General features: G+C 67.4%; 13 protein-coding genes and 1 pseudogene. 5 read left to right on the top strand and 9 right to left on the bottom strand.

Features of this window, described 5'->3' with window-relative positions; translation table 11 throughout:
* Positions 1-153 precede the first annotated feature (153 nt).
* The 3 genes from OG509_RS40175 to OG509_RS40165 all read right to left on the bottom strand — a co-directional run bounded on the left by OG509_RS40175 (position 154) and on the right by OG509_RS40165 (position 2,303).
* Positions 154-390: a hypothetical protein gene (locus OG509_RS40175; RefSeq protein ID WP_406187882.1), complete on the bottom strand. Its 237-nt coding sequence runs from the start codon at positions 388-390 to the stop codon at positions 154-156.
* A 322-nt stretch (positions 391-712) separates the two neighbouring features.
* Entirely contained in the window at positions 713-1,279 is a 567-nt protein-coding gene (locus OG509_RS40170; RefSeq protein ID WP_331741721.1) for a S1 RNA-binding domain-containing protein, read from the bottom strand.
* Positions 1,280-1,931: 652 nt separating this feature from the next.
* On the bottom strand, positions 1,932-2,303 hold the full coding sequence (locus tag OG509_RS40165) for a DUF6193 family natural product biosynthesis protein (RefSeq protein WP_331741718.1): 372 nt from the start codon (positions 2,301-2,303) through the stop codon (positions 1,932-1,934).
* 301 nt (positions 2,304-2,604) lie between these two features.
* Here OG509_RS40165 and OG509_RS40160 point away from each other — a divergent pair, with 301 nt between their 5' ends.
* The 3 genes from OG509_RS40160 (at position 2,605) to OG509_RS40150 (ending at position 7,689) form a co-directional block, all read left to right on the top strand.
* A complete protein-coding gene (locus OG509_RS40160) occupies positions 2,605-5,433 on the top strand; it encodes a serine/threonine-protein kinase (RefSeq protein WP_331741715.1) in 2,829 nt (942 codons plus the stop codon).
* Between the two features lie 148 nt (positions 5,434-5,581).
* Positions 5,582-6,895, top strand: coding sequence for a protein kinase domain-containing protein (locus OG509_RS40155; RefSeq protein WP_331741712.1), 1,314 nt, complete (start codon positions 5,582-5,584; stop codon positions 6,893-6,895).
* Positions 6,896-7,278: 383 nt separating this feature from the next.
* Positions 7,279-7,689, top strand: a complete 411-nt coding sequence (locus tag OG509_RS40150; RefSeq protein ID WP_406187881.1) for a hypothetical protein — start codon at positions 7,279-7,281, stop codon at positions 7,687-7,689.
* A gap of 162 nt (positions 7,690-7,851) precedes the next feature.
* On the opposite strand, the gene OG509_RS40145 is transcribed toward OG509_RS40150, so the two are convergent.
* The 4 genes from OG509_RS40145 to OG509_RS40130 form a co-directional block, all read right to left on the bottom strand.
* Positions 7,852-8,970 (bottom strand): hypothetical protein, encoded by a 1,119-nt coding sequence (locus tag OG509_RS40145; RefSeq protein WP_331741709.1) that lies wholly within the window; start codon positions 8,968-8,970, stop codon positions 7,852-7,854.
* A 1,128-nt stretch (positions 8,971-10,098) separates the two neighbouring features.
* A complete protein-coding gene (locus tag OG509_RS40140; RefSeq protein WP_331741706.1) occupies positions 10,099-10,422 on the bottom strand; it encodes a helix-turn-helix transcriptional regulator in 324 nt (107 codons plus the stop codon).
* Between the two features lie 2 nt (positions 10,423-10,424).
* The gene (locus tag OG509_RS40135) at positions 10,425-11,549 is read right to left on the bottom strand and encodes a tyrosine-type recombinase/integrase (protein ID WP_331741703.1); all 1,125 of its coding nucleotides are present in this window, start codon (positions 11,547-11,549) and stop codon (positions 10,425-10,427) included.
* A gap of 281 nt (positions 11,550-11,830) precedes the next feature.
* On the bottom strand, positions 11,831-12,334 hold the full coding sequence (locus tag OG509_RS40130; protein WP_406187880.1) for a hypothetical protein: 504 nt from the start codon (positions 12,332-12,334) through the stop codon (positions 11,831-11,833).
* Between the two features lie 452 nt (positions 12,335-12,786).
* On the opposite strand from OG509_RS40130, the gene OG509_RS40125 reads away from it, so the two are divergent.
* Positions 12,787-14,319, top strand: coding sequence for a hypothetical protein (locus OG509_RS40125; protein ID WP_406187879.1), 1,533 nt, complete (start codon positions 12,787-12,789; stop codon positions 14,317-14,319).
* 368 nt (positions 14,320-14,687) lie between these two features.
* Positions 14,688-14,819 (top strand): annotated as a pseudogene (locus tag OG509_RS40120) (hypothetical protein); the annotation flags it as partial.
* A 167-nt stretch (positions 14,820-14,986) separates the two neighbouring features.
* Here OG509_RS40120 and OG509_RS40115 read toward each other — a convergent pair.
* Together OG509_RS40115 and OG509_RS40110 are read right to left on the bottom strand one after the other, a co-directional pair.
* Complete coding sequence (locus OG509_RS40115; protein ID WP_406187878.1) at positions 14,987-15,193, bottom strand: hypothetical protein; 207 nt, start codon at positions 15,191-15,193, stop codon at positions 14,987-14,989.
* Between the two features lie 64 nt (positions 15,194-15,257).
* Positions 15,258-16,265, bottom strand: a complete 1,008-nt coding sequence (locus OG509_RS40110) for an AraC family transcriptional regulator (RefSeq protein ID WP_406187877.1) — start codon at positions 16,263-16,265, stop codon at positions 15,258-15,260.
* Between the last annotated feature and the right edge of the window lie 342 nt (positions 16,266-16,607).

Raw genomic sequence — 16,607 nt, 5'->3', positions numbered from 1 at the left:
TCCGAAAAACAGACGGCCCAGCTCCGAGTCGGCATCGAGTGGACCAGTGACGGGCGCGTGTCAGCTGTGGTCCATCGGCCCATGTGATGACGACTCCGGTGCCCTCGAAGCTGATCCGGCCACCGCCGAGGGCTTCGGCGGGGGAGCGTTCCTTCAGATTCGATCCGCGAGGTAGGGGTACGGGGTGATCCAGAGGTCGTCGTACTTGGTGAGGACTGCCCGGAGTTCGCGCGTGCTCCGGGGTGTCATGGCCAGGAGTACGCGGTCGAGGAGCGCCCGGCCCTCCAGAGGGTTGCCGCAGCAGTACCAGTGCACGTTGCCCCACTCACATTCGTCCCACAGCCGACGCCTGGGGCCGCGCACGTACTGCTTCCACCGGTCCAGGGCCAAGATGACGTCTCCTGGCTCGAGGTAGCTCCGGGTGTATTCGAGGCGGGCGATCTCTGCCACCGCGCGCCCGGAGAGACCGTCGATGCCCGGCCGTGCAGCCTGTCCCCGGTGCGGCCGCGGAAAGGCGGCCCGGAGGTGTCCCGGCCGTCTACGCGGCATGGACCTTTCTGATGGTCGTCATGCGGCACATGTTGCCATGAAGTGGACCACTGAGCGGCAGACTTTTGTCCGCGGACGAAGTCGGGGCGGGGTCCTCCCGAAGACATGCGCTGCGTCGGTCGCGCGGTCCCGGTGAGTCCCCTTTGCGGAGCCATACGCAGGTTCAGCGGAGGTCGAGCGAGGCCTGGCGTCGGGACAGGGACAGCCTTCGCCCCTCTCGGTCGACTTCGACGACGACGACCGAGACCGCGTCGCCGACTCGGACAGCTTCTTCGGGAGCTTCCACGGGTGTCGATGCCATCTCTCGAAGATGAACCAGCCCTTCGACGCCGTCTGCGACCTGAACGAAAGCGCCGAACGGGACCAGCTTGGTGACCTGCCCCTGCAAGGTCTGCCCTACGGAGATGCTGTCTGCGAGGGTCTGGAAGGGGTCCGGCTGGGTCGCTCGCAGGGACAGCCTGGCTTCCCCGTTCCAGGTGTCGAAGTAGAGGAACGCGCACGAGACGCGTTCCCCGACCCGGACAACGTCCGATACCGCTTCGAACCGCTGCCAGGACAGCTCGGGGATCGAGATGAATCCGACGCCCGGGAAGACCGGGTGTTCGGGGCCCTTGTCCAGCGCTACGAACACGCCGAACCGCTCGATGGCGGCGACCGTGCCGGAAAGGATCTCCCCGGGGCACAGGGATCTCAGGAAGGCCCAAAGTTCGGGGTTCTCGGCGGATGCCATCGACAACCAGGCGACCCTTCGTCCAGATCTACGGAGGCCACCTCAGCTGTGATCCTCTGACCGAGCCGCACGGCAGGGCCGCCGTGCGAATGATATGCACCAACGTGGCCAAGAACCCGCCGAAGCTGCACTCCCCCCTGATCAAGAAGCTCCCACCCCGCATGTCCATACAACCGCACCCGCAGTCGTCCCCTGGGCCGTACCCGCCGCCCGGACCCTGCCGTTGAGCATCGCCATCAGATAGCCCCCCGCTTCGGAGTGGCCGTCCACGATCTCCCAGCCCGCGCGTTCTTCAGCCACATGCCCACCGCCGCGTCCTGGACGTTGGCGTCCAGCGGGGCCAGCAGGCGGCCGTGTTCGGCGGCCCAACGCCGCTCAGGTGGGGTGCACGTCCTGCTGGCGGAGAGCCAGCGAGATCGTTCACGGAATGTGGGGCAGGGACTGCCGGAGAACACAGACGCCTGCGGCCGCCCTGCCAACGCGTCACGCTGAGGAATGCGGGGTGGGGTGGCCGTGCGCGGGCCGCGCCACGGCGGGGTCTATGGGGTCCGGCCCCGGGACGGGGCGGCCTGTCGGCTGTCCGTCATGATGCCGAGTGCCGAGTGCCGAGTGCCGAGTGCCGAGTGCCGAGTGCCGAGTGCCGAGGCCACGGTCACAGATAGTCCTTCGTTCCGAGGACGGCGGGTCCGCTGCCTTCGGGGAGGTGGGCCACGACCAAGGCGAACGCCTCCTCCAGGGTCGCCACCTCACCGAGGACGCCTTCCCCTGCCCGGCCCGTGACCTGGAACCCGCCGGCCGCGAGCGGATACACGAGCGGCACGTCATGCGAGGCGGGGTAGCCGGTGCACCGGCTGAGGTAGAGGATGCCGTGGCTGACCCCGGGGAAGAGCACCCGCAGCCGTGGTTGCGCGTACGCGGCCCGCACCATGGCGGGGTCGATCACGTCTTCCCCGAACCCCAGGAACTCCCGCCACCGTTCCGCGACGATTTCCGCAGCCTTCTCAGAGCCTTTACCGTCCATCATCACGCGAGCTCATCTCGTATGCCTCGGAAAGACAACCCAGTCGGCGTCCTTGTGGCCCAAGTGGGCCCAGATTTGTACTGTTCGAGACCTGGGGCCGTCATGTGTACTGGGCCGTATGCAGGCCGTCGAGAAGTGATCCGGGATGAATCCGTCGCCACCGAGGCGGTGGTCTATTCCCAGATCGAGATCGATCCGCACCGCTCAAGCGGTCCCGATCGCCTCTGTAGGCGTTCCCGACCAGCCGTCCCCCCCACTACGCTCTCATTGCTTGATGCGGGGTACGGGCACGAGGGGCGGGGCATTGGATCTTTCCGACGGGACCGTGATCGCCGGACGCTACCGGTTAGCCGAGCGTCTGGGCGGTGGCGGTATGGGCGAGGTGTGGAGGGCTCGCGATCAAAGGCTACTGGTCGATGTCGCGGCCAAGCGCCTGGTCTTGGACCCGCATGCCACGCGGGAGCAGCGGCGGACCGCCCTGGCCTACGCGGTCAAGGAGTCCCGCCACGCCGCCGCGCTGCGGACGCACCCGAACGTCGCGGCCGTCCACGATGTGATCGAGGACGACGACGGGATCCCGTGGACGGTGATGGATCTGGTTGCTGGACGATCCCTGGCGCAGGCCCTGGCCATCGGCGACCGCTTCGGACCGGACCAGGCCGCACGGATCGGCCGGCAGGTGTTGGAGGCCCTGGATGCCGCACACGCGCAGGGGATCACGCACCGGGATGTGAAGCCGGGGAACATCATGCTGGCCGACGACGGGCGGATCCTGCTTGTTGACTTCGGTATCGCCAGGCATCACTCAGACACCAAGATCACTCAAACGGGCATGGCTGTGGGCACCGTCGAATACATGGCCCCCGAGCGGTTCGACGGTACTGACGGCCCGCCAGGAGACTTGTGGGCGCTGGGCGTGACCCTGTACGAGACGCTCGATGGCATATCGCCATTCCGCCGAAACACGGTGATGGCGACGATCCGGGCAATCGCCATGGACCCTCCAGCCCCATCGGCCTCGGCCGGTTGGCTGGCCGAGCCCATCCTGCGACTGCTGGACAAGGATCCCGGCGCCCGCCCCACCGCCCGACAGACGAAGGTACTGCTGCAGAGCGGCCAAACCGCAGTCACCGTGTCCTCAACACAGACGGCGGTGCAACCACCCACACAACCGGCGAACATCGGAACAATCCCGGCCAGCCGGCCGCCGCTCACCACTGAGCAGAGCGAGCTGCTTGACTGCGCCGTCCGGATCGCCTGCTCCATTAACGGTTCGTTCGAGAGAGCAGCGGCGCTCGGTGAGATAGCCAAGACCGCACCCTGGCTCATCGACGAGATCATCCCGTCGATACCCGCGGACTACCTCGGGCACATGCTGCTGGATGTGGCCGCCGGGGTAGACGACATCGACCTGGCTCGGCGGCTGATCGGCGAAGCCGAGCCGCTCATCATGCTGAGCCCCGATCCTGACGAACGGGCTGCATCCCACCTGAGCCTGGCGCTGCACCTGCTCGGCCCGGATCCCGCGAAGGCGATAGTCCACATCGACGGACTGCTACAGATTCCTCTAAACGCTCAGTGGGGCCTCGATGAGGCCCGAGGCTTTTGGGACTTGGCAGTCCAAGCGGCAGGCATCGCCAGTGACCGAATCGTGCTGCTGCTGGACCGCGTAGAACGCATGTGCCTCGATCACGACTTCCACAGCGACGAGTACGCCGCAATGCACATCGAAGCTCTGGGTGAATTGGCTGGCTCTATGGCCGTCGTCGACCCTGATCGCGCGCGCCGACTCATGGGGCGGGTCGAGTTGGCCGCCCGCGAACTGCCCCCCGACCCCAACTACACGTTCTGGCTGCCTGGACAGTTGGTGGACATCGCCAACGCTGGCCGCGACGCCGACACGTATTGCTCTCGGCGCCTCATCGACCTCGCGGAGCAGACCGCACTGGGCCTGGCCAAAGCGACAGATCGCAATCACGCGCTCGAATCCGTGGCTATCACGACGGCGCGGGTCGACCCCCTGCGGGCGGAGCAGGTCATTGGGCACATCTCCGAGCGCTACATCCAGGCATCGGCGTGGGCAGGAGTGATCAAGGAGGCCGCTGCGGGCCCCGGAAACGCGCTGCACCTGATCGACGCGGCCGAGCAGGCCCTTGTCGGGCCGGTGCAGGCTCGGGAGCAGGTCCCCGCCGAGCCGGTGCAAGCTGAACAGCGCGCCACCCCCAGGTGGTGGCGCTCCCGCAAGACCCGTCAGTATGACGCCGTGGACCTGGTGGAGAACCCGGAGGAGGACGGCAGCGGTGATCTGGTAGAGGTTGCGGTATCTGCGGCGGCGGCAGACCCCATGCGGGCCGAACACCTCGCTTTGCGAATTACCGATCTGATCGCCCGGGTCAACGCTCTGGTCGGCATGGCCAACCAGGCAGCCGCCTCCAAACCCGATCAAGCTCGGCGCTGGCTGGATGCCGCCTATGAGACGGCGCCTCAGATCCGACCCAGTATCTACAGCGAAACCGAAGGCGGCGACCGCATCGAGGCGCTGGGAGCCATCGCCGCGGCAGCCGCCGACATCGACCCGGCACTCGCCGTCAAGGCCGCTGGGCACCTCGTCTCTGCCATTGGCAACGACGAAGTGTTGTGGACGCTGGTGCTGGCCGCCGAGTACCTCGCCGCCGTGGACCCGGCTCAGGCTGTGCGGCTCGTCGGCCTGGCCGAGTCCCGCCGCTCCGAGCCGCCCAATGACCTCCAACGGCTTTCATTGGCCAAGGCCCTGGTCACTGCCTCCGTGGCATCGGCCGCCACAGATCTGCAGCACGCAAAGGGGCTAATCCGTCGTGCCTGGCAGATAGTTCGCCGACCTCCCGAAGTCGAGCAGTATGTCTATCAGGCGTGGGAATCTCTGCAGGTCCTGGCCGGCACAGATCCGCACACCGCCGAGCAACTCGTCGACCAGCTGCCTGGCCCTGACCGGGACCCGTTGCTGGCCGCCGTCGTGGCAGCCCTTGCCGTGACCGATCCCCTTCGTGCCGAAGAGGCGGCCCACCGCATCGCCGACGTCACGCTAGGGACGCGAGCCTTGACGAAGGCCGCTCTGTCGCTCGCCACATACGCGCGGAGGCCAGCGAGTATGTGACCGCCTTTACTGGCGGAGAGCACTTGTTCCGCAGCGGTCGTATTCCTGTCACCTGGGTAGCTACGACCGGAAAGAAGACCGCAAAGTCGCTTGCCTAAGCGGACACCGGCAGGTGGCATGCTGCGTGAGCCATGTAGATGGGGGACGAGTGCAGCAGCTACTGATGGATGACCCAGTAGAGCTCGGCGGCTACCAGCTCCTGGGCCGGCTTGGTCAGGGTGGAATGGGTGTGGTCTACATCGGTCGCGGGCCGGAGGGCGACGTGGTTGCCCTTAAAGTGGTGCGCCCCCAATACGCGAGCGACAGCGAGTTCCGCCGCCGGTTCATGCGCGAAGTTCGCATCGCGCAAGGAATGACGGGACCCGGGCTGGTCAAGATCGTTGCTGCAGACATGGAGGCGGCCCAGCCATGGCTGGCTACCGAATACATCGCGGGCCCCACGCTTGCTGACGCAGTCATCCGGCACGGCCCATTGGAAACGCCAGCTTGGGCAGGTGTGGCTCACCAGCTGGGAACCGCTCTTCACACTGTTCACGAGGCTGGCACGGTCCACCGGGATCTGAAACCTGCCAACGTCCTGCTGTCACGCACGGGTCCACGCCTGATCGACTTTGGAATCGCCCGCACACACAACGACAGTGCCCTAACCAACGTGGGCCAAGCCGTCGGCACGATCGGGTACATGGCACCTGAGTACCTCACTACCGCGACAGCAGACGAGCGGGCTGATCTCTTCGCCTTCGGAGCAGTACTTGCCTATGCTGCGACCGGGCGGCACCCCTTCGGACAGGGACGCTGGGAACAGGTGCAATACCGATCCGTTCACGAGCCGCCAGATCTCGCAGGCCTTTCCCCCCGCATCGCCGACTTGCTGGCAGCACTTCTCGACAAGAATCCGTATCGGCGCCCACCGCTGAGCGCTGCTCTCCGCGAAATCTCTGCCCCTGACCCGGCGCAGCCCTGGCTTCCCGCCGCGATCCTCGCTGACATCGCCGCAGCCGCGGAGCACGTACTACGTCTAAAGGTGCCCCAGAACACCCGGCTCATCGACCCACACGCGGAGTCCGCGCACAGGCCCATGTTCCTCGAAGTTGTCCCCGCGCCCCGCCGCCCGCCGCTATGGGGACGGCTGAAAGACGCCTTTAATGGAGTGCCCGTCGATCAGAGCCCCGCCATTCAGGAGCTGCGCCTTAGCCGCGCGGCAGCCACGTCAGGCGGACCCATGGCTTTCCTGGCGAACGTACATGAGACGTGTTCCGCCTGCAGCGGACGGGGAATGACTGCTACGGGGATTTGCCGATCATGCGTGGGCTCCGGTCACCTCCCGGGAACACCGCAGTCACTCACCATCACCTTTGCGCCGGGCATCAGCTCGGGCGCGTTCCTCGTGCTGCCAGGGATGGGATACCCAGACCATGAGGGGAACCGTAGCGACCTGTACCTCTCAGTCCATATCCGCTGAGGGGTGGTACGAAAAACTGGTACGGCGTCCCGCACGTCACTTCGAGAGCCGCGGTCATCCACACCTCCGTGATAACGAGGTCCTGTATTGGCGGAGTGCGCTTGTTCCGTAGGCGCGGTATTCCGGCGCCAAGTCGCCGCAGGAGCCATAGATGTGCGGGTGTGCATGACGAGGCACGTAGGTTGTCGCCGAAGGTGCCCGTTCCAACCTCCGCTTCGCGGACAAGCGCATCGCCGACCTTCGAAGCCCAGCTCTTGGGACAGCAGGAATCGACTGTTGGCCAGATCGAGTGGCCCGATTTGGCTCTTTCGCTCTCCGTAGTCGGTCCGCTTCGCTTGGCACGCGACACCATGCATCACCGCCAACGAGGACGGAACCATCGCATGACCTCAGCCAGCCCCGAAGAATCCGCCGAAGCGACCGCCGGCGAGGGTATCCAGCAGATCCCGATCGTAATGAGCGTGACGGAGCTGCCCGCCGTCGCAGACGCCCGCGACGCGCTGCTGCGGGCCATCGGCCAGGAAGCCCAGAACGCCACGGACAAGTTCCCGGGCCAGGCATCCAAGGCCCTGGAAGAACTCGCCCGGGCCTACGCCCTGGTGACCACCGACACCACGTCTGTCGCCGGCACCACACCCGCCATCCAATCTCGCATGGACGACGCAAGAAGCAGCGTCCACATCACAGCCAACGTCCCCACCCAGCAATTCCACGTGCAGCCCGTCAACCCGGACTTCGGCAAGGACGAGGTACTGAGCTACAACACCGTGAGCGGGACACTGTCTGAGGGCTGACCCTCGTGCCAGGCGGTCCCGCCGGACTCCGCCCGGCGGGACCGCCCAACCCCCACCACGTCACTGACGCCTACGCGACGCATAACCCCAGCTCAGAGGCAACACGGCAAGTTCGACGGTCGGTAAACTGGACGAATGCGCCGAAGCGAAATGACGGAGCGGTCAGATCTGCGTACGGGATGCGATGTAGTCGAACCAGTCGCGTCTGGCGTATCCGGTCCATCGGGTGGCGTTGCTGATGCTGGTTCCGGTGAAATCGGCGAGGACGGATGCCGGCAGGTCGGCGGTCAGGGCGAGGCGGGCGCTGTTGCGGCCGGCACGGGGTGTGATCCCGTGCTGCCGGAGTTTCAGGCTGAGGTAAATAGCTCCGAGGGGGCGCGCGGGCTCCTGCCCGGGGAACAGCCAGGGGATGGTGCTGGCCGTCTGGTCGAGCTGCCAGCGTTCTTGGCATCGGTCTCTTAGCGCGCGGACCAGCCGAGCGACCTTGGGCGGCAGTGGAATCCGATGGCCGTCGAGATTGAGGGCTGCGGATGTTTCGCCGTCTACCAGGTCGTGCACCGTGAGTTCGAGCAGTCTGGTGGGCTGGAGCCCGAACAGAAGCGTTAGCGCGCCGGCCGTGCGGACGTCGATGGGCATGGCGTCGTCGGTCAGACACCGGTGCAGTTGGTCTGCCTGTTCCCCTTCTGTGGTGAAGATGCTGGGTGCGGGAACGGCTGCCAGGGGGATGGTGAGGTCTCCGATGAGGCGGCGACTCCGGGCCCAGGTGATGAACGCTCGCACGTCCCGCCGGTTGGCAGGTCCTTGCTCCAGCCACCCTTCGAGTGCTGACTGCGTGAGCTGCCCGAGGCTGATGCCGGTTTCGTCGAGCCAGCCGAGCAGTTCCAATGCCCGGCGCAGTTTGGATCGCATCACGCTCTCGGTGCTGACTCGCAGGGGCCGGTCCCGGTGTGCCCGCCGGATGCGGTGAAGCAGGTACCAGTGTGTAAAGGGGGTGGCGAGGTGTCGGTGGTGTGCGGGTGCATGGCTCAGAAGAGCGTCTGCCCAGCGGGGCAGGCCCTCCAGGCGTTCATCCCTCACTGGCAATACGGCGGCGGCGACGAGGACGTCGCGGATGTAGCGGGTGGACGGCGTGTTGGGCAGGTCCTCCAGCTGCTGGTGGGTGAGCTGTTCCTCGCAGGCCGCCAGCTGTGACAGGAGGGCAGCAACGCCGCTGCGGGTCAGCCAGTGCAGTACCCGACGTGGGCGTCCGGCAGCCGCGAGAGCCGTGTGCAGGTCTTGCAAAGGGAATGGTGGCGCCATCCGCGCCAAGCGCTGTGCCCAGCTGCTTCGTTGCGAAGCAGCGGGTGCACAGGTGACTGCGGTGAAGCTTGTCGTTCACGCCGCACCGCTGGCACGCATAGGTGAGATCGGTTCCTGCGCAGGGTCCGCAGATGCCGTGGCCTTCGAAGGTGACGCCGATGAGCGGACGGTGCTGTCCGCACTGATGGCAGGCGCTGGGGTGGTTGCGGATCGCCGCGTAGCAGGTCTTACACACCGGGCCCATGGGCCAGCCGGTATGGACTGGGCGGTCGCGAGAGCAGCGAATGCACTTGCGTGTAGGACGGGGATAGCAGCCTTGGCAGAGTGGTTTGCCTGCCCGTTTCTGAGCACAGGGTCGGATCCGTCCGCAGGCGGAGCAGGCAACGGGAGGTGGGCGGTAGCAGGTGGAGCACAGGTCCGGGGTGTCCCGGCCGGCGCGCTTGTTGATGATGCGAATCTCTCCGCATTCTCCGCAAGGGCGCTTGGGCTGCTTATAGCACCGCCGGCAGACGGGGCCGTCTGCCGAGAGGGCCTGAGCAGCGGCCTGGGTTCCGCAGCCGACACATGTGTACTCGGGGCGCTCATGGCATCCCTGGTAGCGGACACTGCCGTCAGGCATACGCCAGCATGCACGACGTACGCGTCCGCACTGTCCACATTCCGTGGCCGCGTGTTTGCCGTAGCAGGTGCCGCAGAGGGGCCCGCTCGGTCCCACGGCGTTGATCCGCATCTGCCGCCCGCAACCCGCACAGGTCTTCGTCGGCCGAACTCGGTAGGAACAGCTCGAACAGCAACGTCCAGCTGCAATGCGGTGCGTGAGGTAGGGCGAGGTCTTTCCGCAGCCGGTGCACGCCGGCAAAGCGACCATCCCGTGCCCGGCTGCCACCAGGGCATGGGCGAGACGCACGAGGGTCGCTGGAGGAGTCGGTCCTGGATTCATCAGGGCGTCTGCGTGCTGCTCGAAATGGCGGGTCAGGCTGACGCAGGAACGGTCTGTGATCTTCGCGTGCTCAAGCACCTCCAGTGCCTGCTCGCTGGTCACTCCCACGAGCTGTGAGGTCAGGTGGGCGACCACCCGGCGACGCGCCTCGTCGGTACGGAGCGGGGCGGTCATGTCGTCCCCGGGCGCCGGACCGTGGTGCGGCGCGTCTGCGGCCTGACCGGCGTCTGCTCGCCGGCGGCCTTGCGTAGCTCGGCGTTGGCGACTTCGACTTGGATCAGATCGTTCGGTTCGCACACGAGGATGTCGCACAGCGCGGCAAGCGTGTCCATGGAGAGTCTCTGCGGGGTCTGGGTCACGAGACGAAAAACCTGCTCGCGCGACAGGTGAACGCCACGTTCGGCCAGCAGTGGGACAAGGTCTGTGGTCTGGAACATGCCTTTCTCCGCCATCCGGATCCTCAGCTGCCAGGCGATGCCCATCTTCCGGATCATGTTTACTGCTCCCAAAGGTCGCCATGCCGGGCCTGCAGCGAGCTCAGCAGGAGCCGGTTTCGGTACTCGTCCGAGACGTGGCTGTAGATGGCCGTGGTGCTGGCGTACGCGTGGCCGACCTGGTCCTGGACGAACTTCTCCGGATAACCGAACTCGATCAGATGCGTCACGTAGCTATGCCGCAGGGAGTGCAGATCCAGCTCCTCCGGCAGGTCGGCTGACCGGCGAGCCGATTCGAAGGCGTCGTTGAGCCGCCGCAAGGACATCCGTCCCCGCCGCTCGGTGATCCAGAACGCCGGATGCTTGCCCGGCAGGAAGGCCGGGCGGACCTCGGTGACGTACTGGTCGAGAACTTCGACGATCCAGTCCATCTCTGGAACGGTCAGAACAGTGCGGCGTTTGGGCGGCCCTCCCTTGGACGCCTTGCCGTAGCGGACGAAGACTGCCCCGAAACGGCCGTAGGCAGTGACCTTCGGATTCCGTCGCAGGTCACACAGGTCCAGGCCGCATGCTTCCTGGCGCCGCAGGCCGTAGGCGTAGACCGCCTTCAAGACCATGGCGTCCCGAAGGGCGGCGAGCGAGCCCTTGCGTCGACGCTTTCGGATCTCTTCGACACGGCCGTCCGCCGCGTCGAAGAGATCCTGCACTTCGTCGTACGTGAGAGGCCGGCGCTCCGCGGCCCCCTCGTATCCACTGGTGTGGGTGACGGTGTTCCATTCGTGCAGGACCTGAACCGGAGCCCGTCCGAAACGTTCCCTGCACGTGGCCGGCCATCCATACCGGGTGTCGGTGACGTAGTCGAAGAACAGCCGTAGATCATTCTGGTAGTTCCGGGCTGTCGACACCGTTAGGGGCCTGCCCGGACGGCGTGTCCGCAGGTGATCGAAGAAGGCCTCCACCTCCCCTGGCGCCCACTGCCACGGGTACTCATTCGTGAAGGCAGCCAGCCTCCGAACCAACAAGATTCTGGGACGGATCGTCGACTCGAAGTTCAGGAATCGCGTGCGCTGCTGTCGCGCCCACCCCTCCAGCATCGCTTCCAGAACCGCAGGTTCTGGATCCAGGTGCACGACTCCGTCAGCCAGGACCAGATGCGCGGCCCCGGGCAGTTCATCAACCACGCTCACGATGCATCTAACGCAACATCGTTGAGTTGGTAACGGGGGCCTGGTCAGGACCGCAGGACCAGACGCCAGCGCAGCGCTAACGTGAACTCCACCTGCAGGTCAGCGACCCGGCCCAACGCGGCGGATGTTGCATCGAATGCAATACGGCAGCCTGGAGGCAGATGTAGAACCGCCTCCCGCATTCGCCGCATGTCTGCCGGGCCGCCATCGCCTGGTCGAGGGACCTCTCCTGTGCGAGCGTCGGCGTCCGTTTGGGCTTCGCCAGGTCGACCCGGAGCAGGTTAACCGCGGGTGGCGTGCGTGCACGACCACTGGGGCCGGGGCGCGCACAGCTTGCAGCGCAGGATCGCGACCGGGCCCTCGTCGCCACCGGGGCTCAGGCCCGTCTCCCGTAACTGGCGCCTGGTGACGAGCCCCTCGGGCAGCGTGCTGCGGTCGTACTCGGGCAGCGCCGCGTCACAACGGGGCACCCGGTTCACCTCGCGGCGGCGGCGCTTCTTCCTCGGGCGCGGCATCACCTGCTCCAGGAGCCGGACAGCCGGTCGGGGTGGTGCGGGTAGCGGAGCCGGGGCGCCGCGGGCGCCGTACTCGATCCACCACTCCGGTTGGGGAGGGGGCAAGGGTGGGCGGCGCCGGTTCATCTCGACGTTCTCGTAGCGGACGGCGGTGATCTTTTCGTCGACGCGGGCGAGCGTGAGCTCGAGCCAGCGGCGTATGACCAGGAGCTGGTCGAGCTGCGGGGGGAGGCAGGAAGGGGGCGTGGCCGGGCACGGGGTCCATGCCATCTCGGTTACGGCCGGATCGTCCGCCGGGCGGGAATTTCGCGGCACGGAGCCGCTCGGATTCCTGAGTTCCCGCAGGCCGCGGTCGACTATGTGGCCGACGTGGTGAAGGTGCCGGCGGAGGACTTGGGGAAGTAGGACCTGTTGTCCCGCTCGGCGTACCCATCACTGCCGGTCCTCCCCCGCGGGTCGGCAGGACCGGCCAGGGTGCGGATGAAGCGCTCGTCCGCCCCAACCCTCCACCCTGCTGGACCAGCTTGTTCCGCCGTTGAGCCGGGCCAATGAGGCGGTCTCGCCACATGCCGCACATGAACTCTTGCCTGGCCGGCTCGGCGGCCGTGTCCTCATGCCCGGTGCGTAGTTGATCACGCGTACGTGATCTTGGAGCGTGGCCGGGAAGCGGTTGATGCGCTCCGCTACGCAGGGTTTCTGCTGTGACACTACGCCGGGACAAGATGCTTGCTGCCGCACTGGCAGGAGGGCGGGCCCTGGGGACTGCTGCCCTGCTTGTCGGTGGGCTTGCGGGCGTTGCTCCTTTCGCCCACGCCGACGGGGCGAATCTGCCGAGCGGCTGTTCTCAGCAGCCGTACGCCGTGGAAGGTGGAGGGGTCGTCATCACGTGCACGGAGGGCTTGGCCAAGGGCAATGAGCTTCAGGGTTCGGGCCGTAAGGACAGGTTCGTCATCACGGGGAATGTCGCCGAAGGGGCCAAGATTGCCGCGGGTGATGGCGGTGCCGAGATCACCGTCAAGGGCAGTGTGGGGGGCACGGTCGACGGCGGGGCGGGCAAGGACACCATCACGGTGAAGGGAGAAGCCCCTGTCCGTGGGTCGGGCGTCCTGCGGGTCGGAACGGGTGACGAGATCACCGTAACGGCGGATTCAGGGGACGCTGCGGCGAACAGCGGAACCATCGAGGCCACCGGCGCGACCGTGAAGGTCGGCGGAGCTGGGCTGGTCGAATTCTCTGATGAGGAGTTGCAGCAGATCGCGGTGCCGGAGGCCATTCGCCCCGCCGCTCTGCCCGCCAACGGCAAGGGGGGCGTCATCAAGGGCGAGAGCAGCAAGATCACGCTGGTCGGCGGCGATGGTCAGGCGGCCAACCTGGGCAGGGTCGACGTTCCCGGAGGCACCGTGATCGCGCGCGGCGGAGCCGGCGCGGACGGCAACGCCTCCGGTGGTGCGATCACCGCAGGCACCGTCGAGGCGACCGGCGGTGACACCGATGCCTTCAGTCCCGGCGGTGTGGGTAACGCGGGCTCCGTCAGCGCGGCCACCGCCAAGGCGACCGGGGGCAGGGGCTACGACGGCAGCGGCGGAGGCGAAGGCACCTCCGGCGGTATCGGCAACACGGGCACCATCACCGCCACCGAGTCCGTGGTGACGGGCGGCGAAGGCGCCCCCGGCGGTATCGGCAACACAGGCACCGTCACCGCCACCGACGCAGCCGTCAGGGGTGGCGCAGGCTCATCCGGCAGGGCCTGGAACGGTCACGACGGCGGGAACGGAAACAGCGGGAAGATCACCGCCACCGGGAAACTCCTGGTCGAGGGAGGAAGCGGCGGTCGCGGCAAGACCGGGGAGGACGGATCCGACGCTTCGAACTCCAACGGGCGGGCTGGTGGTGGCACCCAGGGCGGCAACGGGGGAACGGGCAACAGTGACAAGGGCACCGTCAAGGCAGACGGTCCCGAGGCCACCATCACAGTCGCCGGCGGGGCAGGCGGCCACGGGGGCAACGGCGGCAAGGCCGGCCGAACCGCCAGCGCTGGCAAGGACGCCGCAGGCGCCGGCGGCAACGGCGGCAACGGCGGAACCGGCAACAAGGGCACCGTCACCGTTACCCACGCAAACCAGGCCACCATCACCGGAGGAGCCGCCGGCAGCGCAGGCACGGCCGGCGACGCGTCCGGCATCGGCACGATCAGCGCCGCCAACGGACGCCCCGGCACTCTCGGAGACATCGGCAACACCGCCCGCGAGGAGTAGCCATCGGGTGCTCGTCCGACTGCCCTGACGCTCCACACCCCACCCTCTGCTGGAGACGGCGTACCCAGCCGCCGCTCACAGGCGGGGGACACCCCCTCCGACCCGGCACTGAGCGAACTCCCGCATCCCCCGGCAGTTGGAGAGCAGCAAGTAGCTCCCCGGCCACTTTGCACCGTGGGTCAGAGATAGGAGACCGGGGCCGTCAGCCCCTGTTGGGCCCATTGGACCTAACAGGGGCTGATGCACGCCTGGAGGCCTACGGCGTGGTCGGCTGCGTCTGCATCTCGGCGTCGGCGGCCATCTGGTCGTCGTGGTCCCGGAGCATCCGCAGGACGGTCGCCGGGCTGGGGTGCTGCCCCTTCTGGGAGATCAAGCGCGACGACGGCTCGATGCAGTGGGCCTACAAGGGCAAGCCGCTGTACACCTTCTTCAAGGACAAGAACCCAGGGGACCGCACCGGCGACGGCTTCAAGGACGTCTGGCACACCGTCAAGGAGTAGACCGGCTCCGGTCCGGCACGGTCGCCCATGCGCCGGCTGTCCATCCTGGCGCCGAGCGGTCGGCGCACACCTCCGCCCCGGATCCGCTGAGGGATCCGGGGCGGAGGTGTGTGCCCGCTTCTGTGTCCCAGGTTGTGCTCTCGTGAAGCCGCAGATCAAACGGCCTTTTATGGCGAACGGGTGAGGGCGGCAGCCGCCCGGCGGGCCACGACCGCGTCCCCGGAGGTGAACGGCCGAACGCCGAGGTGCCTGCCGGCATCCGGGCGGGGTTCGCCCTGCGGGAGCAGACCGAGCTCTTGGGCGACGCCGTCGGCCCACCACCCATCCGGGCCCGGGCTGCCCTGCAGTTGGCGGACGACCGGCTCGGTGGCCATGTAGAGGACCCGGCGCTGTGCCTGCCTGCGGTAGACACGACGGCCAAGTTGCCCACGGCGTTCATCAGGTTGATGGCCGCAGGGGCGTCCCGGCCAGGTCTTCCGCCCGGGCCTGCCCGCGGAAGGCCGCGGGCGGCAGGCCGTAGGCCTCGCGGAACGCCCGGCTGAACGCGGACGCGTGCCGGAAGCCCCGCCGGGCGCCGATGACGTGCACGGGCACCTCCTGGTGCAGCGGGTCCACCAGGTCCTGGCGTGCCCGCGCGAGCCGCTGGCCCTGAAGGAAGGCCGCGACCGTCGCCCCGTCCCCCTCCTGCTGGAACACCCGGTGGAGATAGCTGACGGAGATGTGGTGGGCGGCGGCGATCGCGGGGACGTCCAGCAGCGGATCGTCGGCGTTGTCCCGGATGAAGGCCATCACGCGGAGCGCCAAGGCGCGCCGGTGCGTCTCCGGGGTCAAGGACCGGTCCGCTTCGAGGACGCCGGCGAAGAGCGAGGCGACGAGATCGGCCAGTACGCCGCTCAGGCGCGGGCCCTCGGCCGGCCGGTAGGACCGGCTGTCCTTGGTCACCTGGTCGAGGAAGGTGGCCAGCAGGGCCCCCATTCCCTCCCGGGCCGAGATGCGCTTGCCGATGACCCGGCCAGCGGTGTGCGGGGGCAGCGGCAGCAGCGCCTTGGGTACCTCGACCCCGATGATCTCGACGGAATGCGGGCCGGAACTGATCTCGAACGGCCGTGACGTGTCACTGGTGTGGATGTCGAACACACCATGCACCACGGTGTCCTTGCCCAGCGTTACCGCTCCCGCCCCGCGTTTGATCAGCGAGAGGTGGAACGCCTCGGGGTCCGACCTCGCTATCAGCTTCGGTGTGCGCTGGAAAGTCAGGGGACGGCATTCCATCGGATAGACCGTGATCCCGCCGAGCGAGATGACGCGCTGGTTCACCCAGAAGTCGGCGGCGTGCTCACTGCGCATCTCCATGGGCGCATGCGTCTCCGACATCAGGGCCCGCCAGCTCTCGAAACGGTCGGCGGGCGCTAGTTCCGCGCTGCGGAACGTTCTCTCGGGCAGCATGATCATGGGTCTACACCGGCCGTGGCGGCCCGCGCAACAAGAGCCGGGGCCCCGGGGCGCGGGCGGCGGGGCGACTCTCCGTCAAGACACTGTGCACGCCAGGCCAATGCGCGGTGCTCCGGGGCTTGGCAGAGTGGGCGCCGGAGGGTCGGTGAGGGGACGGGAAACCGGAGCCCCCGCCGACGACCGGGGGCCTCTCGCGGTCCTGGCACTGAGCTGACGCCGCCCGAGGACGGGGGTTTCGGGCGGCGTCAGCTCAGTGCCGGGACCAGGCCGTCCAGGCGGTTTCCTTCGGATCACCTCGCTGACCAGATGAAGATGGCGGCGAGGTGGAGTCCGGCG

This window comes from Streptomyces sp. NBC_01006, from assembly GCF_045162725.1.
GTDB lineage: Bacteria > Actinomycetota > Actinomycetes > Streptomycetales > Streptomycetaceae > Streptomyces.
The sequence above is the reverse complement of the archived record's forward strand: the minus strand, read 5'-3'. Positions and strand labels throughout refer to the sequence as shown.